Origin of the sequence: Sphingomonas sp. GM_Shp_2, assembly GCF_026540875.1 — a bacterium.
GTDB classification, from domain to species: domain Bacteria; phylum Pseudomonadota; class Alphaproteobacteria; order Sphingomonadales; family Sphingomonadaceae; genus Sphingomonas; species Sphingomonas carotinifaciens.
This window is the reverse complement of sequence record NZ_JALNUQ010000021.1, coordinates 39,321-55,325: the sequence shown is the minus strand read 5'-3', so window position 1 is coordinate 55,325 and position 16,005 is coordinate 39,321. Positions and strand designations below refer to the sequence as shown.

Annotated in this window: 12 protein-coding genes; 4 read left to right on the top strand and 8 right to left on the bottom strand. The window is 65.7% G+C overall.

The features are described 5' to 3' along the window. On the bottom strand, window positions 1-986 hold a 986-nt coding region (locus OXR08_RS09505), incomplete at its 3' end, for a family 43 glycosylhydrolase (protein WP_267349447.1). Between the two features lie 191 nt (window positions 987-1,177). Here OXR08_RS09505 and OXR08_RS09500 point away from each other — a divergent pair. Next, the gene (locus tag OXR08_RS09500; RefSeq protein ID WP_267349446.1) at window positions 1,178-3,871 is read left to right on the top strand and encodes a DUF5695 domain-containing protein; all 2,694 of its coding nucleotides are present in this window, start codon (window positions 1,178-1,180) and stop codon (window positions 3,869-3,871) included. A gap of 137 nt (window positions 3,872-4,008) precedes the next feature. Here OXR08_RS09500 and tsf read toward each other — a convergent pair whose 3' ends face one another. Beyond that, entirely contained in the window at window positions 4,009-4,944 is a 936-nt protein-coding gene (gene tsf / locus OXR08_RS09495; protein ID WP_112382610.1) for a translation elongation factor Ts, read from the bottom strand. Window positions 4,945-5,034: 90 nt separating this feature from the next. Beyond that, window positions 5,035-5,853 (bottom strand): 30S ribosomal protein S2, encoded by an 819-nt coding sequence (rpsB, locus tag OXR08_RS09490; protein ID WP_149681778.1) that lies wholly within the window; start codon window positions 5,851-5,853, stop codon window positions 5,035-5,037. Between the two features lie 176 nt (window positions 5,854-6,029). On the opposite strand from rpsB, the gene OXR08_RS09485 reads away from it, so the two are divergent. Then, window positions 6,030-6,419 carry a hypothetical protein gene (locus OXR08_RS09485; RefSeq protein ID WP_267349445.1) on the top strand — a complete coding sequence of 130 codons (390 nt, stop codon included), beginning with the start codon at window positions 6,030-6,032 and terminating at the stop codon, window positions 6,417-6,419. On the opposite strand, the gene OXR08_RS09480 is transcribed toward OXR08_RS09485, so the two are convergent. Continuing rightward, on the bottom strand, window positions 6,355-7,167 hold the full coding sequence (locus OXR08_RS09480; protein WP_267349444.1) for a phosphatidylcholine/phosphatidylserine synthase: 813 nt from the start codon (window positions 7,165-7,167) through the stop codon (window positions 6,355-6,357). The genes OXR08_RS09485 and OXR08_RS09480 overlap by 65 nt on opposite strands. Next, entirely contained in the window at window positions 7,167-7,889 is a 723-nt protein-coding gene (locus tag OXR08_RS09475) for a phosphatidylserine decarboxylase (protein ID WP_267349443.1), read from the bottom strand. The genes OXR08_RS09480 and OXR08_RS09475 overlap by 1 nt, the downstream gene beginning before the upstream one ends. 136 nt (window positions 7,890-8,025) lie before the next feature. Here OXR08_RS09475 and OXR08_RS09470 point away from each other — a divergent pair, with 136 nt between their 5' ends. Further along, on the top strand, window positions 8,026-9,246 hold the full coding sequence (locus tag OXR08_RS09470; protein WP_267349442.1) for an NADP-dependent isocitrate dehydrogenase: 1,221 nt from the start codon (window positions 8,026-8,028) through the stop codon (window positions 9,244-9,246). 58 nt (window positions 9,247-9,304) lie between these two features. Here OXR08_RS09470 and OXR08_RS09465 read toward each other — a convergent pair whose 3' ends face one another. Beyond that, window positions 9,305-9,745: a cytochrome C gene (locus tag OXR08_RS09465; protein ID WP_267349441.1), complete on the bottom strand. Its 441-nt coding sequence runs from the start codon at window positions 9,743-9,745 to the stop codon at window positions 9,305-9,307. Window positions 9,746-9,870: 125 nt separating this feature from the next. Between OXR08_RS09465 and OXR08_RS09460 the strand changes: the two genes are divergently transcribed. Next, window positions 9,871-11,646 (top strand): cation:proton antiporter, encoded by a 1,776-nt coding sequence (locus tag OXR08_RS09460; RefSeq protein WP_112382615.1) that lies wholly within the window; start codon window positions 9,871-9,873, stop codon window positions 11,644-11,646. 42 nt (window positions 11,647-11,688) lie between these two features. Here OXR08_RS09460 and OXR08_RS09455 read toward each other — a convergent pair whose 3' ends face one another. Both OXR08_RS09455 and OXR08_RS09450 read right to left on the bottom strand, forming a co-directional pair. Further along, a complete protein-coding gene (locus tag OXR08_RS09455; RefSeq protein WP_267349440.1) occupies window positions 11,689-14,334 on the bottom strand; it encodes a valine--tRNA ligase in 2,646 nt (881 codons plus the stop codon). Between the two features lie 41 nt (window positions 14,335-14,375). Next, entirely contained in the window at window positions 14,376-15,989 is a 1,614-nt protein-coding gene (locus OXR08_RS09450) for a histidine kinase famiy protein (RefSeq protein ID WP_267349439.1), read from the bottom strand. Window positions 15,990-16,005 lie beyond the last annotated feature (16 nt).

Below are 16,005 nucleotides of genomic sequence, written 5' to 3'. Positions count from 1 at the left end.
GCCGGCGTCACGCTGTCGTCCCATTCCAGACGGTCGATCGCGACCGAGCGGCGGAAATGCCCGCCGCCCTTTGCGTCCGCGGTGTGGTAGGTGATGTACCACTTTCCCTTGAATTCGACCGCCCCCGCATGCGACGTGGTGGACGATACCGGCTTCAGCACGACCCCGCGATAGGTCCACGGGCCCAGCGGCGACGTGGCCGTGCCATAGGCCTGGCACGCATGGTATAGTGCTGGCGTGCACGGGCTGTCCGGTCCGGCGTTGTTGCCGGCGTAAAGCATATAATACACGCCCGTGCGCTTCATGATCCACGGCGCCTCGAAAAAGCCCGTCAGCCCCTCGATCACCTGCTCCGGCCCCTTGGCGCTTACCATGTCCGACGCCAGCTCCATCCCCCGCAACCGCCCGAACGTCCCCCAATAGATGAACACCCGCCCATCCTCATCCACCAGCACCGTCGGATCGATATTCTGGATGTCGTTGTTCTCCGGCACGCGCTGCGAGATGATCGGCCCCGCAGGATGCGCATCCTTCCATGGACCGCGGGGACTGTCCGATACGGCGACACCGATCGCGAACCGGTCCCGGGCGTCGCTGTTCCGCTCCTCGACGGGCGCGTAGAAGTAGAAGCGGCCGTTCCTGGCCTTCACGATCTGCCCGGCATAAGCGCGGCCCGGCGACGCCCAGGCGAACAGGCGCTCCGGCCGCGCGATGCCGGGATCATGGCGCCACCGACGCGACGCCGGATCCTGCGTGGATAAAAGCTGCCACTCGTTCATGATGAAGTCGTTCACCCCGTCGGGGGCCTCATCGCGCCCTGCCAGGATGTACAACGTATCGCCGTCGACCACAGGGGCGGGATCGGTCGTGTAATACTGTCCGTCTGCAAGGATCGGATTACCCGCAGACTGCACCGCTTGCACGCCAACCGCAGGCCCCGTCAGCAGCAATGCCGGCGCCGTCGCCAACCATCCGATCGACTTCATCACTATCTCCCGTTGCCGGTATCTTCCTCCAACTGCAATCGAATGACAATATACCGTATAACAATGATTGAAAGTTGTGCCGCGGGCCGATACGCTTCAGCGAACGGGCGCATTCCGGCGCCTTTCCGTCTCTCGCAGCTTCCTCAACGAGGTCCGTCATGCCGCTCCTTCGTCCTGCCATAGTGTTCGCCTTGACGTTGGGCACGGCTGCCTCCGCCTTGATTGCGCAGGATGGACCGAAAACGGCCGTTCACCCGGTCGCGACGACCGAATACAGCGTCGGCCCGTTCCGCCTGGCGCTGCGCCGGGACACGCAGACGCTGGCACGCCTGTCTCCTGCGGGTGAGCCGGGCTTCAGCTTCGTACCCACCTCGCGCGAAGCGGAACGAAGCGGCGATGGCTATAATCATCTCGGCGATCTCAACCTTCGCCTGCGTACCCCCGGCGGCACGTGGCGCGACTTCGCCTCCGCGCATGAACGCCGCCCGATCCGGCCCCTTCCCAGCGGCGGCACGATCATCGCCGCGGCCGACATCACCGCCAGCATGGGCGAAGGTGCCCCGGTCCGGGTCGAGCGCTATTGGCGCAACGAAGACGGGCGCCTTGCGCTCGCCTTTCGCATCACCAATACCACCGCGACACCGGTCGAGATCGGCGCGCTGGGCATGCCCATGGTGTTCGACAACATCATCACCGATCGCAACCTGGAACAGGCCCATGCGCAGGCCAGCTTCGTCGATCCCTATATCGGGCGCGATGCCGGCTATCTTCAGGTGACGCGCCTGAACGGGCTTGGTCCCGCGCTGCTCGTCCTGCCGGCCAAGAACACGCCGCTGGAAGCCTATGTCCCGCTGAAGAACCCGGGCGAAGCCGAGGACGGATCGATCTTCACCGATCGCAGCCCGCGCGGACAGACCTCGGAGGGCTTCTACGACTGGACGGTACATTCCGCCGGCTATGTCGAGCGTGAATGGAAAAAGGCGGGCGAACAGTGGAACGCCCCCACCGCCCGCACGCTTTCGCCGGGTGAAACGCTGGAAGTCGGCGTACGCTTCGCCCAGTCTCCATCGATCCGTGCGATCGAACCGACGTTGATCGCCAACAACCGCCCCGTCGCGGTCGGCCTGCCCGGCTATGTCGTTCCTACCGATCAGGATGCGGCGCTGTTCGTTCGCGCGCCGGCCGCGATCACCTCGATCGAGAGCTATCCCGCAGGCAGGGTTACGGCGAAGCCCGCCGGCACGGTGAAGGGCTGGACGCGGCTCGCGCTGCGCGGCAGCCAATGGGGGCCTGCGCGGCTGACGATCGGCTATGCCGACGGCACGAAGCAGACGGTCAGCTACTTCATCACCAAGCCGCTCGATCAGGCGATGGCGGACCTGGGGCGCTTTTCGACGAACCAGCAATGGTATGAGGGCAAGGGCGATCCCTTTGGCCGCAGCCCCGCCATCCTGACCTATGACAACGAAAGCAAGGCGATCGTGGATGTCGAACCACGCGTCTGGATCGCGGGGATGAGCGACGAGGGCGGCGGCGGCAGCTGGGTCGCGGCGACGATGAAGCAACTCGATCATCCCGACCCGCAGGAGGTCGCCAAGATCGAACGGCTGGTGGATGAAACCGTGCATGGCCGCCTGCAGGTGGTCAGCGGGCCACAGGCCGGTGGCGTGAAGAAGAGCCTCTTCTATTACGATCCGGTCAAGTTCCCCACGCTCTACACCGGCGATCCGGAGAAGTGGAAAAGCTGGACGTCGTGGAAGGAGAAGGACGCCAATGATCTTGGACGTGCCTACAACTACCCCCATGTCGCGATCGGCTATTGGGTGCTGTATCGCATCGCCCGCAATCATCCCGGCATGGTCACCCGGCACGATTGGCGCTGGTATCTGGACCGGGCGTATGAAACCTCGGTAGCGATGACGCGCGCGCATTATGCCGAGTTCGGCCTGATGGAAGGCGACGTCTTTCTCGACATCCTGAAGGACCTGAAGCGCGAAGGCATGACCGCAAAGGCCGCCGACATGGAGCGGCTGATGAAGGCGCGGGCCGATCACTGGCGCACGTTGCAATATCCGTTCGGATCGGAAATGGCCTGGGATTCGACCGGCCAGCCGGAAGTCTATGCCTGGATGCGCTATTTCGGTTTCCAGCCACAGGCGGACGTCACGCGCGAAGTGATCCTGGGATATGATCCGACGGTGCCCAGCTGGGGGTATAACGGCAATGCCCGCCGCTACTGGGATTTCCTGTATGGCGGCAAATATCCGCGTATCGAACGACAGATCCATCACTACGGATCGGCGCTGAACGCGGTACCCCTGTTCGATGCCTATCGCCAGAATCCGGCCGATCTGCACCTGTTGCGGGTCGCCTATGGCGGCATGATGGGCGGCATCACCAATATCGACCAGCAGGGCTTCTCGTCCGCCGCTTTCCATGCCTGGCCGGACATGATGAAATGGGACCCGTATAGCGGTGACTATGGCATGGGATATTATGGCCATGCCCTGACCGCGGCGACCTATCTGGTCGATCATCCGACCTTTGGCTGGGTCGGCTTCGGTGGGAGCGTGGTCGAAAACGCCGGCACGGTGACGATCGTCCCGAAGGACGGTGCACGCACCCGCTTGTTCGTCGCGCCCGTTGGTCAATGGATCACCCTGGAGGCCGGGCGGATCGCCGAGGCGCGTTACGTGCCGAACACCGGCCGGATCACCCTGACGCTGGATCCGGCGGCACCGAATACGCCAGCCGCGCGGCTATTCGTCGAAGGAACGATGGCGGGTGCCAAGACCTATGTCCTGAACAACGCCAAGATGGAGCGAGGTGGCTACACCGTGCCGCTCGGCCATGGCGCCACAAGCATCGAACTGACCCGGCCATGATCCGGTGCCCTCCCCCGGCCGGGGGAGGGCTTCGCATCACTGTTCCAAGCCCAACAGAAAAGACGCCGTGCATCGCTGCACGGCGTCTTTGTCCTGTCGCCAGGTCCCCGGACGTTCCCGCCCGGGGAAAAGCGGGTTCAGGCCTTCTGCGGAACGCCCGAAGCCGCCGCCACTTCGGCGGCGAAGTCGGATGCTTCCTTCTCGATACCTTCGCCGAGCTGGAAGCGGACATAGTCCTTCAGCACGATCTCGGCCCCGGCATCCTTGCCAGCCTTGGCAACGACGTCGCTGATCTTGGTCTTGCCGTCCATCACGAACAGCTGGCTGACCAGCGCATGCTCCTTGCGGTACTTGGCGATCGAGCCTTCCACCATCTTGGCGATGATGTCGGCGGGCTTGCCGCTCTCGCTGGCCTTTTCGGTCGCGATCGCGCGCTCGCGCTCGATCTCGGCCTCGTCCAGATCGCCTTCGTTCAGCGCCTTCGGGAAAGCGGCCGCGATGTGCATCGCAAGCTGCTTGCCCAGGCCCTGCAGCACCTCGTCGGACGCTTCGGACTCGAGCGCGACCAGCACGCCGATCTTGCCCAGGCCCGGCGATGCCGCGTTGTGGACGTAGGACACGACCGCGCCCTTCGACACTTCGAGGCGCTTGGCGCGGCGGATCGCCTGGTTCTCGCCAATCGTCGCGATGTTGTTGGTCAGCGTTTCCTCGACCGTCGTACCCGACGGCATCGCGGCGCCCTTGATCGCGTCCAGATCGTCACCGGTGTTGAGCGCGATCTGCGTCAGCTCGCGGACGAACGACTGGAACTGATCGTTCTTGGCGACGAAGTCGGTCTCGGAGTTGACCTCGATCGCGGCACCCTTGGTGCCGGCGGTCGCAACGCCGACCAAGCCCTCGGCCGCCGTGCGGCTGGACTTCTTGGCGGCCGCGGCCAGGCCCTTGGTGCGCAGCCAGTCCATTGCGGCGTCCATGTCGCCGCTGGTCTCGTTCAGCGCCTTCTTGCAGTCCATCATGCCGGCGCCGCTCTTTTCGCGCAGCTCCTTGACCATCGCTGCCGTGATCTCAGCCATGTTCCGTAATCCTCTTTGATCGTTCGATATGGTTGCGGGCGAGACGGGGCGTCGCCGCCCTATCCCGCCCGCATGACGTCTTGACGACGATTAGGCGTCGATCTGGCGCTCGGCCTCGGCGCCAGCGCCCTCGACGTTCGCCGCGGCGGGCTCTTCGACGCTCAGCGCTTCCTCGACGGGCGGCTCGGCCATGGCACCGACATCGGCGCCGCTGCGGCGCTGCTGCTCCTGGCCGCCGCGGGTCGCGGCGATCGCCACGGCCTCGCAATACAGGCGGATCGCACGGCTCGCGTCGTCATTGGCGGGCACCGGGAAGGCGATGCCGTCCGGCGACACGTTCGAATCGAGGATGGCAACGACCGGAATACCCAGCGTGTTGGCTTCCTTGATCGCCAGCTCTTCCTTGTTCGCGTCGATCACGAACATCACGTCGGGCACGCCGCCCATGTCGCGGATGCCGCCCAGCGACAGTTCCAGCTTGTCACGCTCACGGGTGAGCTGCAGAACTTCCTTCTTGGTCAGGCCCGCGGTGTTGCCCGAAAGCTGCTCTTCCAGCGACTTGAGACGCTTGATCGAGTTCGAGATCGTCTTCCAGTTGGTGAGCATGCCGCCCAGCCAGCGGTGGTTGACGAAATGCTGGTTCGAGCGGCGCGCCGCATCGGCAACCGCTTCCTGCGCCTGGCGCTTGGTGCCGACGAACAGCACCTTGCCGCCGCCGGCGACCGACGAGCTGATGAACTCCAGCGCGCGCGCGAAAAGCGGCACGGTCTGCGAGAGGTCGAGGATATGGACGCCGTTGCGGTCGCCGAAGATGTAGGGCTTCATCTTCGGGTTCCAGCGGTGGGTCTGGTGGCCGAAGTGCGCGCCGGTCTCGACGAGCTGCTGCATGGTGACGACAGGTGCCGCCATAGTGAAATTCCTTTCCGGTTTGTCCTCTGGAAAGCGGATGACGCGTCAGCCTAAGGCCTGCGCACCGGTATGTGATGCTTCCCATGCGGTGTTGAGGCGCGCGCCTTACCGCATCGGGCGGCATTCTGCAATCCGCGGAAAAACAGGTTGACCGCTGGAACGAATGTGGAACATACATGGACCACATAGAGGACACGGAGCGATTCGTCGCGTTTCACATGCGAAACGTCTTGAAATCGGTGCAACTCACCGATTCAGCCCCGGAACCTGTCCACTATGCGTCTGTTGATCGAGACGTTCGATTGAGCGTCGGACCGGAGGGCATCATGGTTACAGTGCTGAGTGTCTTGGTATTCGTGGGTGCCCTGGTCACTGCCGTGTCGGTGATCGCCATGATGGTCGCCCCCCAGTGGCGGCGCATTCTGCATCTTGCGTCCGGCCATGTCGAACCAGCGTTCACGCCGCTGAGCCAGCTGGTGGTGGCCGAACGCCGGATTGCCGTCAGGCGCTGGTCGTCGATGTCGCCGGCTTATGTTCCGGTGCGCCAGTCGCGCGCTGCCGCCTGACCCGACCGTAATTCACCATGCTGAACGGGATGCTGGCAAGATAGGCGACGCAGATCAGCGTGAGCGTGTGCCACGGCACAGACACCAGCGCCCCACCGAGCAGGACGACCAGCGCCAGCGCTTCGAAACGCACCGTACGGCGTAGGCGGAACGATCCCCACGAAAAGGTGGCGACGCTTGATACCATCAGCATCGCGATGAACGCGACCCAGGGGCCGACCAGATAGGGCGAGGCGAACAGCGTCTCGCCGGTCCAGAACCACAGATACATGGGCAGCATGGCAAGCCCCGCTCCGGCGGGTGCCGGAATGCCGGTCAGGAAGCCGGCCGACTTGTGCGGCTGCTCCACTTCGTCAATCGCGGCATTGAACCGCGCCAGTCGGAGAGCGCAGAACACCGCGAGCAGCAAGGCGCAGATCCATCCGATCCGCGGGGCGCTGGACAGCGACCAGAGGTAGAGGATCAGCGCTGGTGCGACGCCGAACGAAATGGCGTCCGACAGCGAGTCCAGCTCCGCCCCGAACCGGCTTTCACCGTGAAGCAGGCGAGCGATGCGCCCGTCCAGCCCGTCCAGAACGCCGGCGATCATGATCATCGCAACCGCGCTCTGCCATTCTCCGCCAATGGCGAAGCGGACGCCCGACAGACCGGAACAGAGGGCGAGCGCCGTTACCGCATTGGGGGCGACCGCCCGCAATGGCAGTCCGCGTGGCGCACGGCGCAGCCGGGACCGGCGCGGCAGCGCCATTACTGCGCGACGCCCGTAACGGGTCGTCCGCCGACGCGGCCGAGCACCGTTTCCCCGGCGATCGAACGCTGTCCCAGCGTCACCTGCGGCATCACGTCATCGGGCAGATACACGTCGACGCGGCTGCCGAAGCGGATCAGGCCGATGCGCTGGCCGGCCGCGACCATGTCTCCGGGCTTTACGAACCCGACGATCCGGCGCGCGACCAGCCCCGCGATCTGGGTGAAGCCGATCTTGCGACCGTCCCGGCCCTCGACCACGAAATGCTGTCGTTCGTTTTCGTCGGATGCCTTGTCAAGGTCGGCGTTGAGGAACTTGCCGGAGATATAGACGACCTGGCGGATCGTGCCTGCGACCGGGGTGCGGTTGATGTGGACATCGAACACCGACATGAAGATCGACACCCGCATCATCGGCGCGGTGCCCAGCTCCCCGGTCAGCTCGCGCGGAATGGGTACGCGCTGGATCATGGTGATGAGGCCGTCGGCAGGTGCGACGATCAGGTCGTCGCCCTGCGGCGTGGTGCGGATCGGATCGCGAAAGAACGCGGCCACCCAGATGCACAGGCCGATGAACGGCCAGAACAGGATCTTGGTGACAAGCGTGGCGAGCAGCGTAAGGCCGCCGGCGATCAGGACGTATTTGCGCCCTTCCGGATGGACGGCGGGGAAGCGCCACTTGACCGTGGTCGTGGCGACAGGGGGCTTTTCAAGCGAAGGCATCGCACCAGTCTACCGGTGGCGGACGCACGACACAATGTTTTCGGTACGCGACGGCCCGTGGTCCCTGCCCCCGGTTGATCCGGCCGCCCCCCTCCCCTAGACGCATGCCCAAACCACCCCTGCCAAGGAAGTGAAGATGGCCAAGATCAAGGTGAAAACGCCCGTCGTGGAGATCGACGGCGACGAGATGACGCGGATCATCTGGGAATGGATCCGCGAGCGCCTTATCAAGCCGTATCTGGACATCGACCTGGAATATTACGACCTGGGCATCCAGAAGCGTGACGAGACGGACGACCAGATCACCGTCCAGTCGGCCAAGGCGATCCAGAAGTACGGCGTCGGCGTGAAGTGCGCGACGATCACCCCCGACGAGCAGCGCGTCGAGGAGTTCGGCCTGAAGAAGATGTGGCGCTCGCCCAACGGCACGATCCGCAACATCCTGGGCGGCGTCGTCTTCCGCGAACCGATCGTCATCAAGAACGTACCCCGCCTGATCCCCGGCTGGACCCACCCGATCGTCGTCGGCCGCCACGCCTTTGGCGACCAGTACAAGGCCACCGACTTCAAGGTGCCCGGCAAGGGCAAGCTGACCATGAAGTGGGAAGGCGAGAATGGCGAGACGATCGAGGAGGAGGTGTTCGACTTCCCCGCGGCCGGCGTCGCGATGGGCATGTACAATCTCGACGAATCGATCCGCGACTTTGCGCGCGCATCGATGAACTACGGGCTGGGTCGCGGCTGGCCGGTGTACCTGTCGACGAAGAACACGATCCTGAAGGCCTATGACGGCCGCTTCAAGGACATCTTCGAGGAAGTGTACGCCGCCGAGTTCAAGGACCAGTTCCAGGCCGCGGGCATCGAGTATCAGCACCGCCTGATCGACGACATGGTCGCCTCCGCGCTGAAGTGGCATGGCGAGTTCGTCTGGGCGTGCAAGAACTATGACGGCGACGTGCAGTCGGATCAGGTGGCGCAGGGCTTCGGCTCGCTGGGCCTGATGACCTCGGTGCTGATGACGCCGGACGGCCAGACGATCGAGGCCGAGGCCGCGCATGGCACCGTCACCCGCCACTATCGCCAGCATCAGCAGGGCAAGGCGACGTCGACCAACCCGATCGCGTCGATCTTCGCCTGGACCGGCGGCCTGAAGTTCCGTGGCAAGTTCGACGGTACGCCGGACGTGACGCGCTTCGCCGAGACGCTGGAGCAGGTCTGCATCAAGACCGTCGAGAACGGCCATATGACCAAGGATCTGGCGATCCTTATCGGCCCGGATCAGCCCTGGATGACCACCGAACAGTTCTTCGAGCAGATCCGTTCCAACCTGGAAGCCGAGATGGGCAACTGGGCCTGAGCTGAACGACCGGAAAGCGGGCCCCGGCTATAACCGGGGTCCGTTTCCCTGAGTGAGGCTATTTCCCTTCCGCCTCCAGATACCGGATCACGTCGGCACGATCGAGCGGATCGGCAAGCCCGGCGAAGCTCATCCGCGTACCCGGCGCAAAACGCTGCGGATCGGTAAGCCAGCGATCCATCGTCACCCTGTCCCAACGCCCGCCGACACGCGACAGCGCCACCGTATAGCCGAACCGATCGCTGCCGCCCGCAACCGGCTTGCCCATGATCGCATGCAGGTTCGGCCCTGCACGGTCCAGTTGCCCCTGCCCGATCGTGTGACAGGCCAGGCATTGGCCGAACACGCGCCGGCCATTACCGGGATCGGCGACCCGCATCAGCGCATCGAGTGACGGGTTGGGCCCCGCCGATGCCAGCCGCCTGGCGTGGTCATCATCACCGCAACCCGCCAGCGCCAACAGGATCGTCACGGGCAGCGCCCACCAGCATATCGTCATGCCGCGCCAGATAGGGTCCCGCCCGCCCCCCGCGCAGTGGACAGTTCGTCCCATCGGGCGACCGGGCGCCCGGTTTGTACAAAACATACCTGACAAGGGGGACATGGGCTGGTTAAGCTGCGGCCATGGCACTTCGGCTCGACAATCACGGCTTCAGCGACGCGCTCGTCATCCTTGGTGCGGCAGGCATCGTCATCCCGGCCTTTGCCCGTTTCCGGGTCAGCCCGGTGATCGGCTTCATCCTGGTCGGCCTGCTGGTCGGCCCGGCCGGGCTCGGCTCGCTCGTGCCCGACGCCTCCTGGCTTTACTATGTGACCATTTCCGACCCGGAATCGATCGAGCCTTTCGCCGAGTTCGGCATCATCCTGCTGCTGTTCTCGATCGGACTGGAATTGTCGTTCCGGCGCTTATGGTCGATGCGGCGGCTGGTGTTCGGCACCGGCGTGACCGAACTGCTCGGCTCCGCCTTTCTGATCGGCCTGGCGCTGCATCTGCTGGGGCAAAGCTGGGGCGGCGCGATCGGACTGGGGCTGGCCTTGGCGCTCTCGTCCACCGCACTGGTGCTGCCGCTGGTGGGCACGACCAGTCCGGTCGGGCGCGGCGCGTTCGCGATGCTGTTGTTCGAGGATCTGGCGCTGGTCCCCATCATCTTCGCGCTTGGTGCGATGGCGCCGACCGCCAGCGAGGAAGGCTGGGTAGGCATCGCCGGCGTCGCCCTGCGTGGTGGCCTGACCGTGGTCGCGATGTATCTGGGTGGACGCATCGTCCTGCCGCGCCTGTTCGCACAGGCCGCGCGTACCAAAAGCCCGGAGCTGTTCCTGGCCGCGTCGCTGCTGGTGGTGATCGTCGCCAGCGTCGCGACCACCGCGGCCGGATTGTCGCCGATTGTCGGTGCGCTGCTCGCCGGCCTGCTGATCGCGGAAACCGAGTATCATTCCGAGGTTGAGGTGATGACCGCCCCGTTCAAGGGGCTGGCGCTCGGCGTCTTCCTTATCACCGTGGGCATGAGCCTGGACCTGCGCCTGATCGCCAAGAACTGGCCGTCGCTGCTCGCCGCCGTCGTCGGCGTCGTCGCGGTGAAGGCGATCGTCACCTATCTGCTGCTGCGCGTCGCCCATGCCCGGCGCGGCACCGCGGCGGAAACCGGCCTGCTGATGGGCAGCCCGTCGGAGACCACGTTGATCGTGCTGGGAACGGCGGCACAGGCGCAGTTGATCCAGCCGTCGACCGCCGCCTTCTGGCAGACCGTCACCGCGATCGGCCTGACGCTGACCCCGCTCCTCGCCAAGGCCGGGCGTATCGCCTCGCGCCGGATCGAGCAGGCCGGAGAAGGCCCGCCGATCCCCGAGGTGGAGACGGAAGGTCCCGGCGCGGTCGTCATCGGTTTCGGCCGGGTCGGCAAGCTGGTGTCGGACATGCTGACCGCGCACGGCCAGCGTTATCTGGCGGTTGAGGCGAACATCGACGCCGTGACCGAGGCGCGGCGGGCCGGCTATCCGGTGCTGTTCGGCGATGTCGCGCGGCCGGAACTGGTCGACCGGCTGAACCTGGCGCAGGCGCGCGCGCTGATCCTGACCATGGACGATCCGGTGCTGACCGTCCGGCTGGCGCGGCGTATCCGGCAGGCGGTGCCGGCCCTGCCGATCATCGCGCGGGCGCGCGATGCCAGCCATGCCGCCGAACTCTACCGTGCGGGCGTTACCGATGCGGTGCCCGAAACGCTGGAAAGCTCGCTACAACTCTCGGAGGCGGTGCTGGTTGATCTGGGCGTCGCGATGGGCCCGGTGATCGCCTCGATCCACGAAAAACGCGACGAACTTCGCCAGACGATCCGGCGCGAGGCGCAATTGACCCGCGAACCGCGCATCCGCCGGATCAAGCGGCTGAGCGAAACCGGCTGATCGCGGGCGGGGACGGCGCCAGGTGCCGCCCCGCTCCCCGCCTTACCCCAACCGGCCTAGCGCCGCGTGCAGCCGGGCCGCTTCCGCCATCTTGTCGGCATGATCGGCCCGCGCCTTTTCCACCGCCTCGGGCTTGGCGCGCTCGACGAAGCTGGCATTGCCCAGCCGCGCGCCCAGTGCATCGCGCTCCTTCTCGGCCGCGGCGATCGCCTTGGTCAGACGGGCGCGCTCCGCATCCAGATCGATCACGCCTTTCAGCGGCAGGATGAACGTCGCCTCGTCCACCACCACCTGGGCGGCCCCGCCGCTGGCGGCGTCACCCTCGGCGCGGTCGACGCGGGCCAGCCGCGCCAGCACCGATGCCTGCCGGTCGAGGCGTGCCAGCGTATCGTCATGCGCATCGCGGACGTGCAGCGGCAGGCGTGCGCCGGGCGGCACGTTCAGTTCGGTGCGCGCGGCGCGAATGTCGCCGACCAGCCGGATCAGCCAGTCGATCTCGCGCTCCGCCTCCGGATCGAGCGCGCGGGCATCCGCCATCGGCCATTGGGCGACGATCAGGTCATGATCGCGCGGCCCCATTGCGTGCCACAATTCCTCGGTGATGAACGGCATGAACGGGTGGAGCAGCACCAGGATCTGGTCGAGTACCCAGCCGGCGACTGCGCGAGTTTCTTCGCCACCGGCCTCGCCGCCTTGCAGCACCGGCTTGATCAGTTCCAGATACCAGTCGCAGAAACGGCTCCAGACGAACTGGTAGATCGCGTTGGCCGCGCCGTCGAACCGGTAATCGGCCAGCGCCAGGTCCACCGCCTGCACCGTCTTCACCGTCTCGGCGATGATCCACTTGTTCACCGCCAGCGTGGCGGCCGGCGCATCCAGCGTCGCGGAGGCACCGATGCCATTGGCCTGTGCGAAGCGGGCCGCGTTCCACAGCTTGGTCGCGAAGTTGCGATACCCCTCGACGCGGCGCTCATCCATCTTGATGTCGCGGCCCTGGCTTTCCATCGCCGCCATGAAGAAGCGCAGCGCATCGGCGCCATATTGGTCGATCAGGCCGAGCGGATCGACCGTGTTGCCCTTCGACTTCGACATCTTCGAGCCGTCGGCGGCGCGGACCAGCCCGTGCAGGTAGAGCGTGCGGAACGGCACGTCCTTCATGAACTGCATGCCCTGCATCATCATCCGGGCATCCCAGAAGAACAGGATGTCGAAGCCGGAGACGAGGACGTCATTGGGATAGCGACCACCCAGCGTCGGATCCGCCGCGTCGGGCCAGCCGAGCGTCGCGAACGGCCACAATGCGGAGGAGAACCAGGTGTCCAGCACGTCCGGATCGCGGGTCAGCACCACGCCGGCGCCGGCCTGTGCCTGCGCCTCTTGCTCGGTTTCGGCGACGAAGGCGCGGCCATCCTCGGCGAACCATGCGGGGATCTGGTGGCCCCACCAAAGCTGGCGGCTGACGCACCAGGGCTGGATATTCTCCATCCAGTTGAAGAAGGTCTTCTCCCAGCTTGCCGGCACCAGCTTGATCGCGCCCGATCGCACCGCCTCGATCGCCGGCTGGGCCAGCGTCTTGGCATCGACATACCATTGGTCGGTCAGCCACGGCTCGATCACCACGCCCGATCGGTCGCCATAGGGCGTCTGGATAACCCGGTCCTCGACCCGCTCCAGCACGACCGCCTCTTCCAGCAGCGCGATCACCGCCTGGCGCGCCTCGAACCGATCGAGCCCGATCAGCGCTTCGGGCACCAGCCCGTCCGCGGTCTGGCAGATGCGCGCCTTCGCATCGAGCATGTTGAGCATGTCGCGCGCCTCGATCCCGGCGCGGCGGCCGACCTCGAAATCGTTGAAGTCGTGGCCCGGCGTGATCTTCACCGCGCCCGAGCCCAGTTCGGGGTCGGCATGCTCGTCGGCGACGATCGGGATCAGGCGGCCGGTGATCGGCAGGCGCACTTGCGCACCGATCAGCGCGGTGTAGCGCGGATCGTCCGGATTTACCGCCACCGCCATGTCGGCCAGCATCGTCTCCGGCCGCGTCGTCGCCACCGAGATCGTGCCGCTGCCATCGGCCAGCGGATAGGTCAGGTGCCAGAACTTGCCCTGCACCTCGCGCGTCTCGACCTCCAGGTCGCTGATCGCGGTGCCAAGTCCGGCATCCCAGTTCACCAGCCGCTTGTCGCGGTAGAGCAGTCCCTGACGGTGCAGTTCGACGAACACCTTCAGCACGGCCCTGGAGAAGCCCTCGTCCATGGTGAAGCGCTCGTTCGCCCAGTCCATCGAGCAGCCCAGCCGGCGAAGCTGGCGCGTGATCTGGCCGCCCGACTCCGCCTTCCAGTCCCAGATCCGGGCGACGAAATCATCGCGACCAAGGTCGGTGCGCTTCACGCCCTGCTGCGCCAGGTTGCGCTCGACCACCATCTGGGTCGCAATGCCGGCATGATCGGTACCGACCACCCACAGCGCGTCCTTGCCCTTCAACCGGGCGTGGCGCGTCAGGATGTCCTGCAGCGTATTGTCCAGCGCGTGGCCGATATGCAGGCTGCCCGTGACGTTGGGCGGCGGGTTGACGATCGTCCACGGCTCGGCATGCGGGCGCTCGGGACGGAACAGCCCCTCCTGCTCCCAATGGGCATACCAGCGGGCCTCGATGGCGGCGGGGTCGAAGGTCTTGGGCAGTTCGGTCATGCCCCTGCCCTTAATCGGCGTCGCGGCCGGGCGCTAGACCATCAGGTACGCGCGCCCGGCTTGTCGAGGACGGCGCGGATGCGCTCGTTCAATTCCCCGCGACGATAGGGCTTGCGGATCAGCTCGTAGGAGCGCGAACCCTCGTCGATCGCCTCATCGGCAAAACCCGTGGTCAGCAGGATCGCAGTGCGCGGGTAATCGCGCTTCACCGCCTGCGCCAGACCGACGCCGTTCATGCCGCCGGGCATCAATATGTCGGTGAACAGCAACTGGAAATTGGCGTCGCGCGCCAGCACGTCCAGCGCCTCGCGCGCGTTGTGGGCAAGGACCACGTCATAGCCCAGGTCCTGAAGCATGGCACGGCCCAGCTCGCCCACCTCCTCCTGGTCCTCCACCATCAACACGCGCTCCACGCCGTGGGCGGCGGGCTTGGACAGGGCCGGGTTCGGTCGCCGCTCGGTCGCACCGCTGGCGCGGGGAAAATAGAGCGAGAACAGCGCACCGCCATCGTCGCTGGTCCCCACCGTCGCCAGCCCGCCGGACTGGCGCATGAAGCCATAGACCATCGCCAGGCCAAGGCCGGTGCCCTTGCCCATGTCCTTGGTGGTGAAGAACGGGTCGAAGATCTTGTCCGCGATCGCCGGATCGACGCCGGGGCCGTTGTCCGCGACGGTTACCTGTACATATTCGCCGGCATCCAGCTTCAGCGCGGCGCCCCCCTCGCCATCGGCATCTTCCGGCAGGAGGACGTTGCGCGTGGCGATGGTGATGCGCCCGCCGTCGTCGTCCACCGCGTCGCGCGCGTTGCCGACGATGTTGAGCAGCGCCATCTCGGCCTGCACCGGATCGATCCGGCAATTCCACAGATTGTCCGCCAGCTGCCGCCGCAGCGCGACCGCATCCCCCACCGTCCGGTCCAGGATCGGGCGGAAATCGGTGACCAGCGAGTTGAAGTTGAGCAATCGGTCGCGCAGTTCCTGCTTGCGCGCAAAGGCCAGCAATTGCTGGGTCAGCGTCGCACCGCGACTGGCCGCCCCCGAAATTGCCTCGACGGCACGCCGCGACGCCCGGTCACCATCGGCAACCCGCGCTTCCAATATGTCGACATAGCCCAGGATGACCTGGAGCAGGTTGTTGAAGTCGTGCGCGATGCCGCCGGTCAGCTTGCCGACCGCCTCCATCTTCTGCGCCTCGTGCAGCGCATCCTCCGCTTCGCGCCGCCGCGAAATGTCGAGCTGGCTGCCGAAGAAATAGACGAGTTCCCCGTCATCGTCATAGACCGGCGACACGAACAGCGCATTCCAGAAGGTCGATCCGTTCTTCCGGTAGTTCAGGATCTCGACCGCGACTTCCTCGCGCGTGTGGATCGCGGTGCGCACCTGATCGACGACGCTGCGGTCGGTTTCCGGTCCCTGGAGAAAGCGGCAGTTGCTCCCGACGATTTCCGCCTGGGTATAGCCGGTCATGAAGGTGAAAGCGTCGTTGCAGAAGATGATCGGATTGTCCGGCTGATGCGGATCGGTGACGATCATCGGCATCCGCGTCGCCTTCACGGCCGCAAAGAAGATGTCGCTGCTGCCCTCCTGCTGGGCTTCGGCCTTGCGGTCACGCGGTGGCGGCGTGTGCGGCGTCTCGCCACCCTCGTGGTCAGGCATCGATAGTATCCGACGG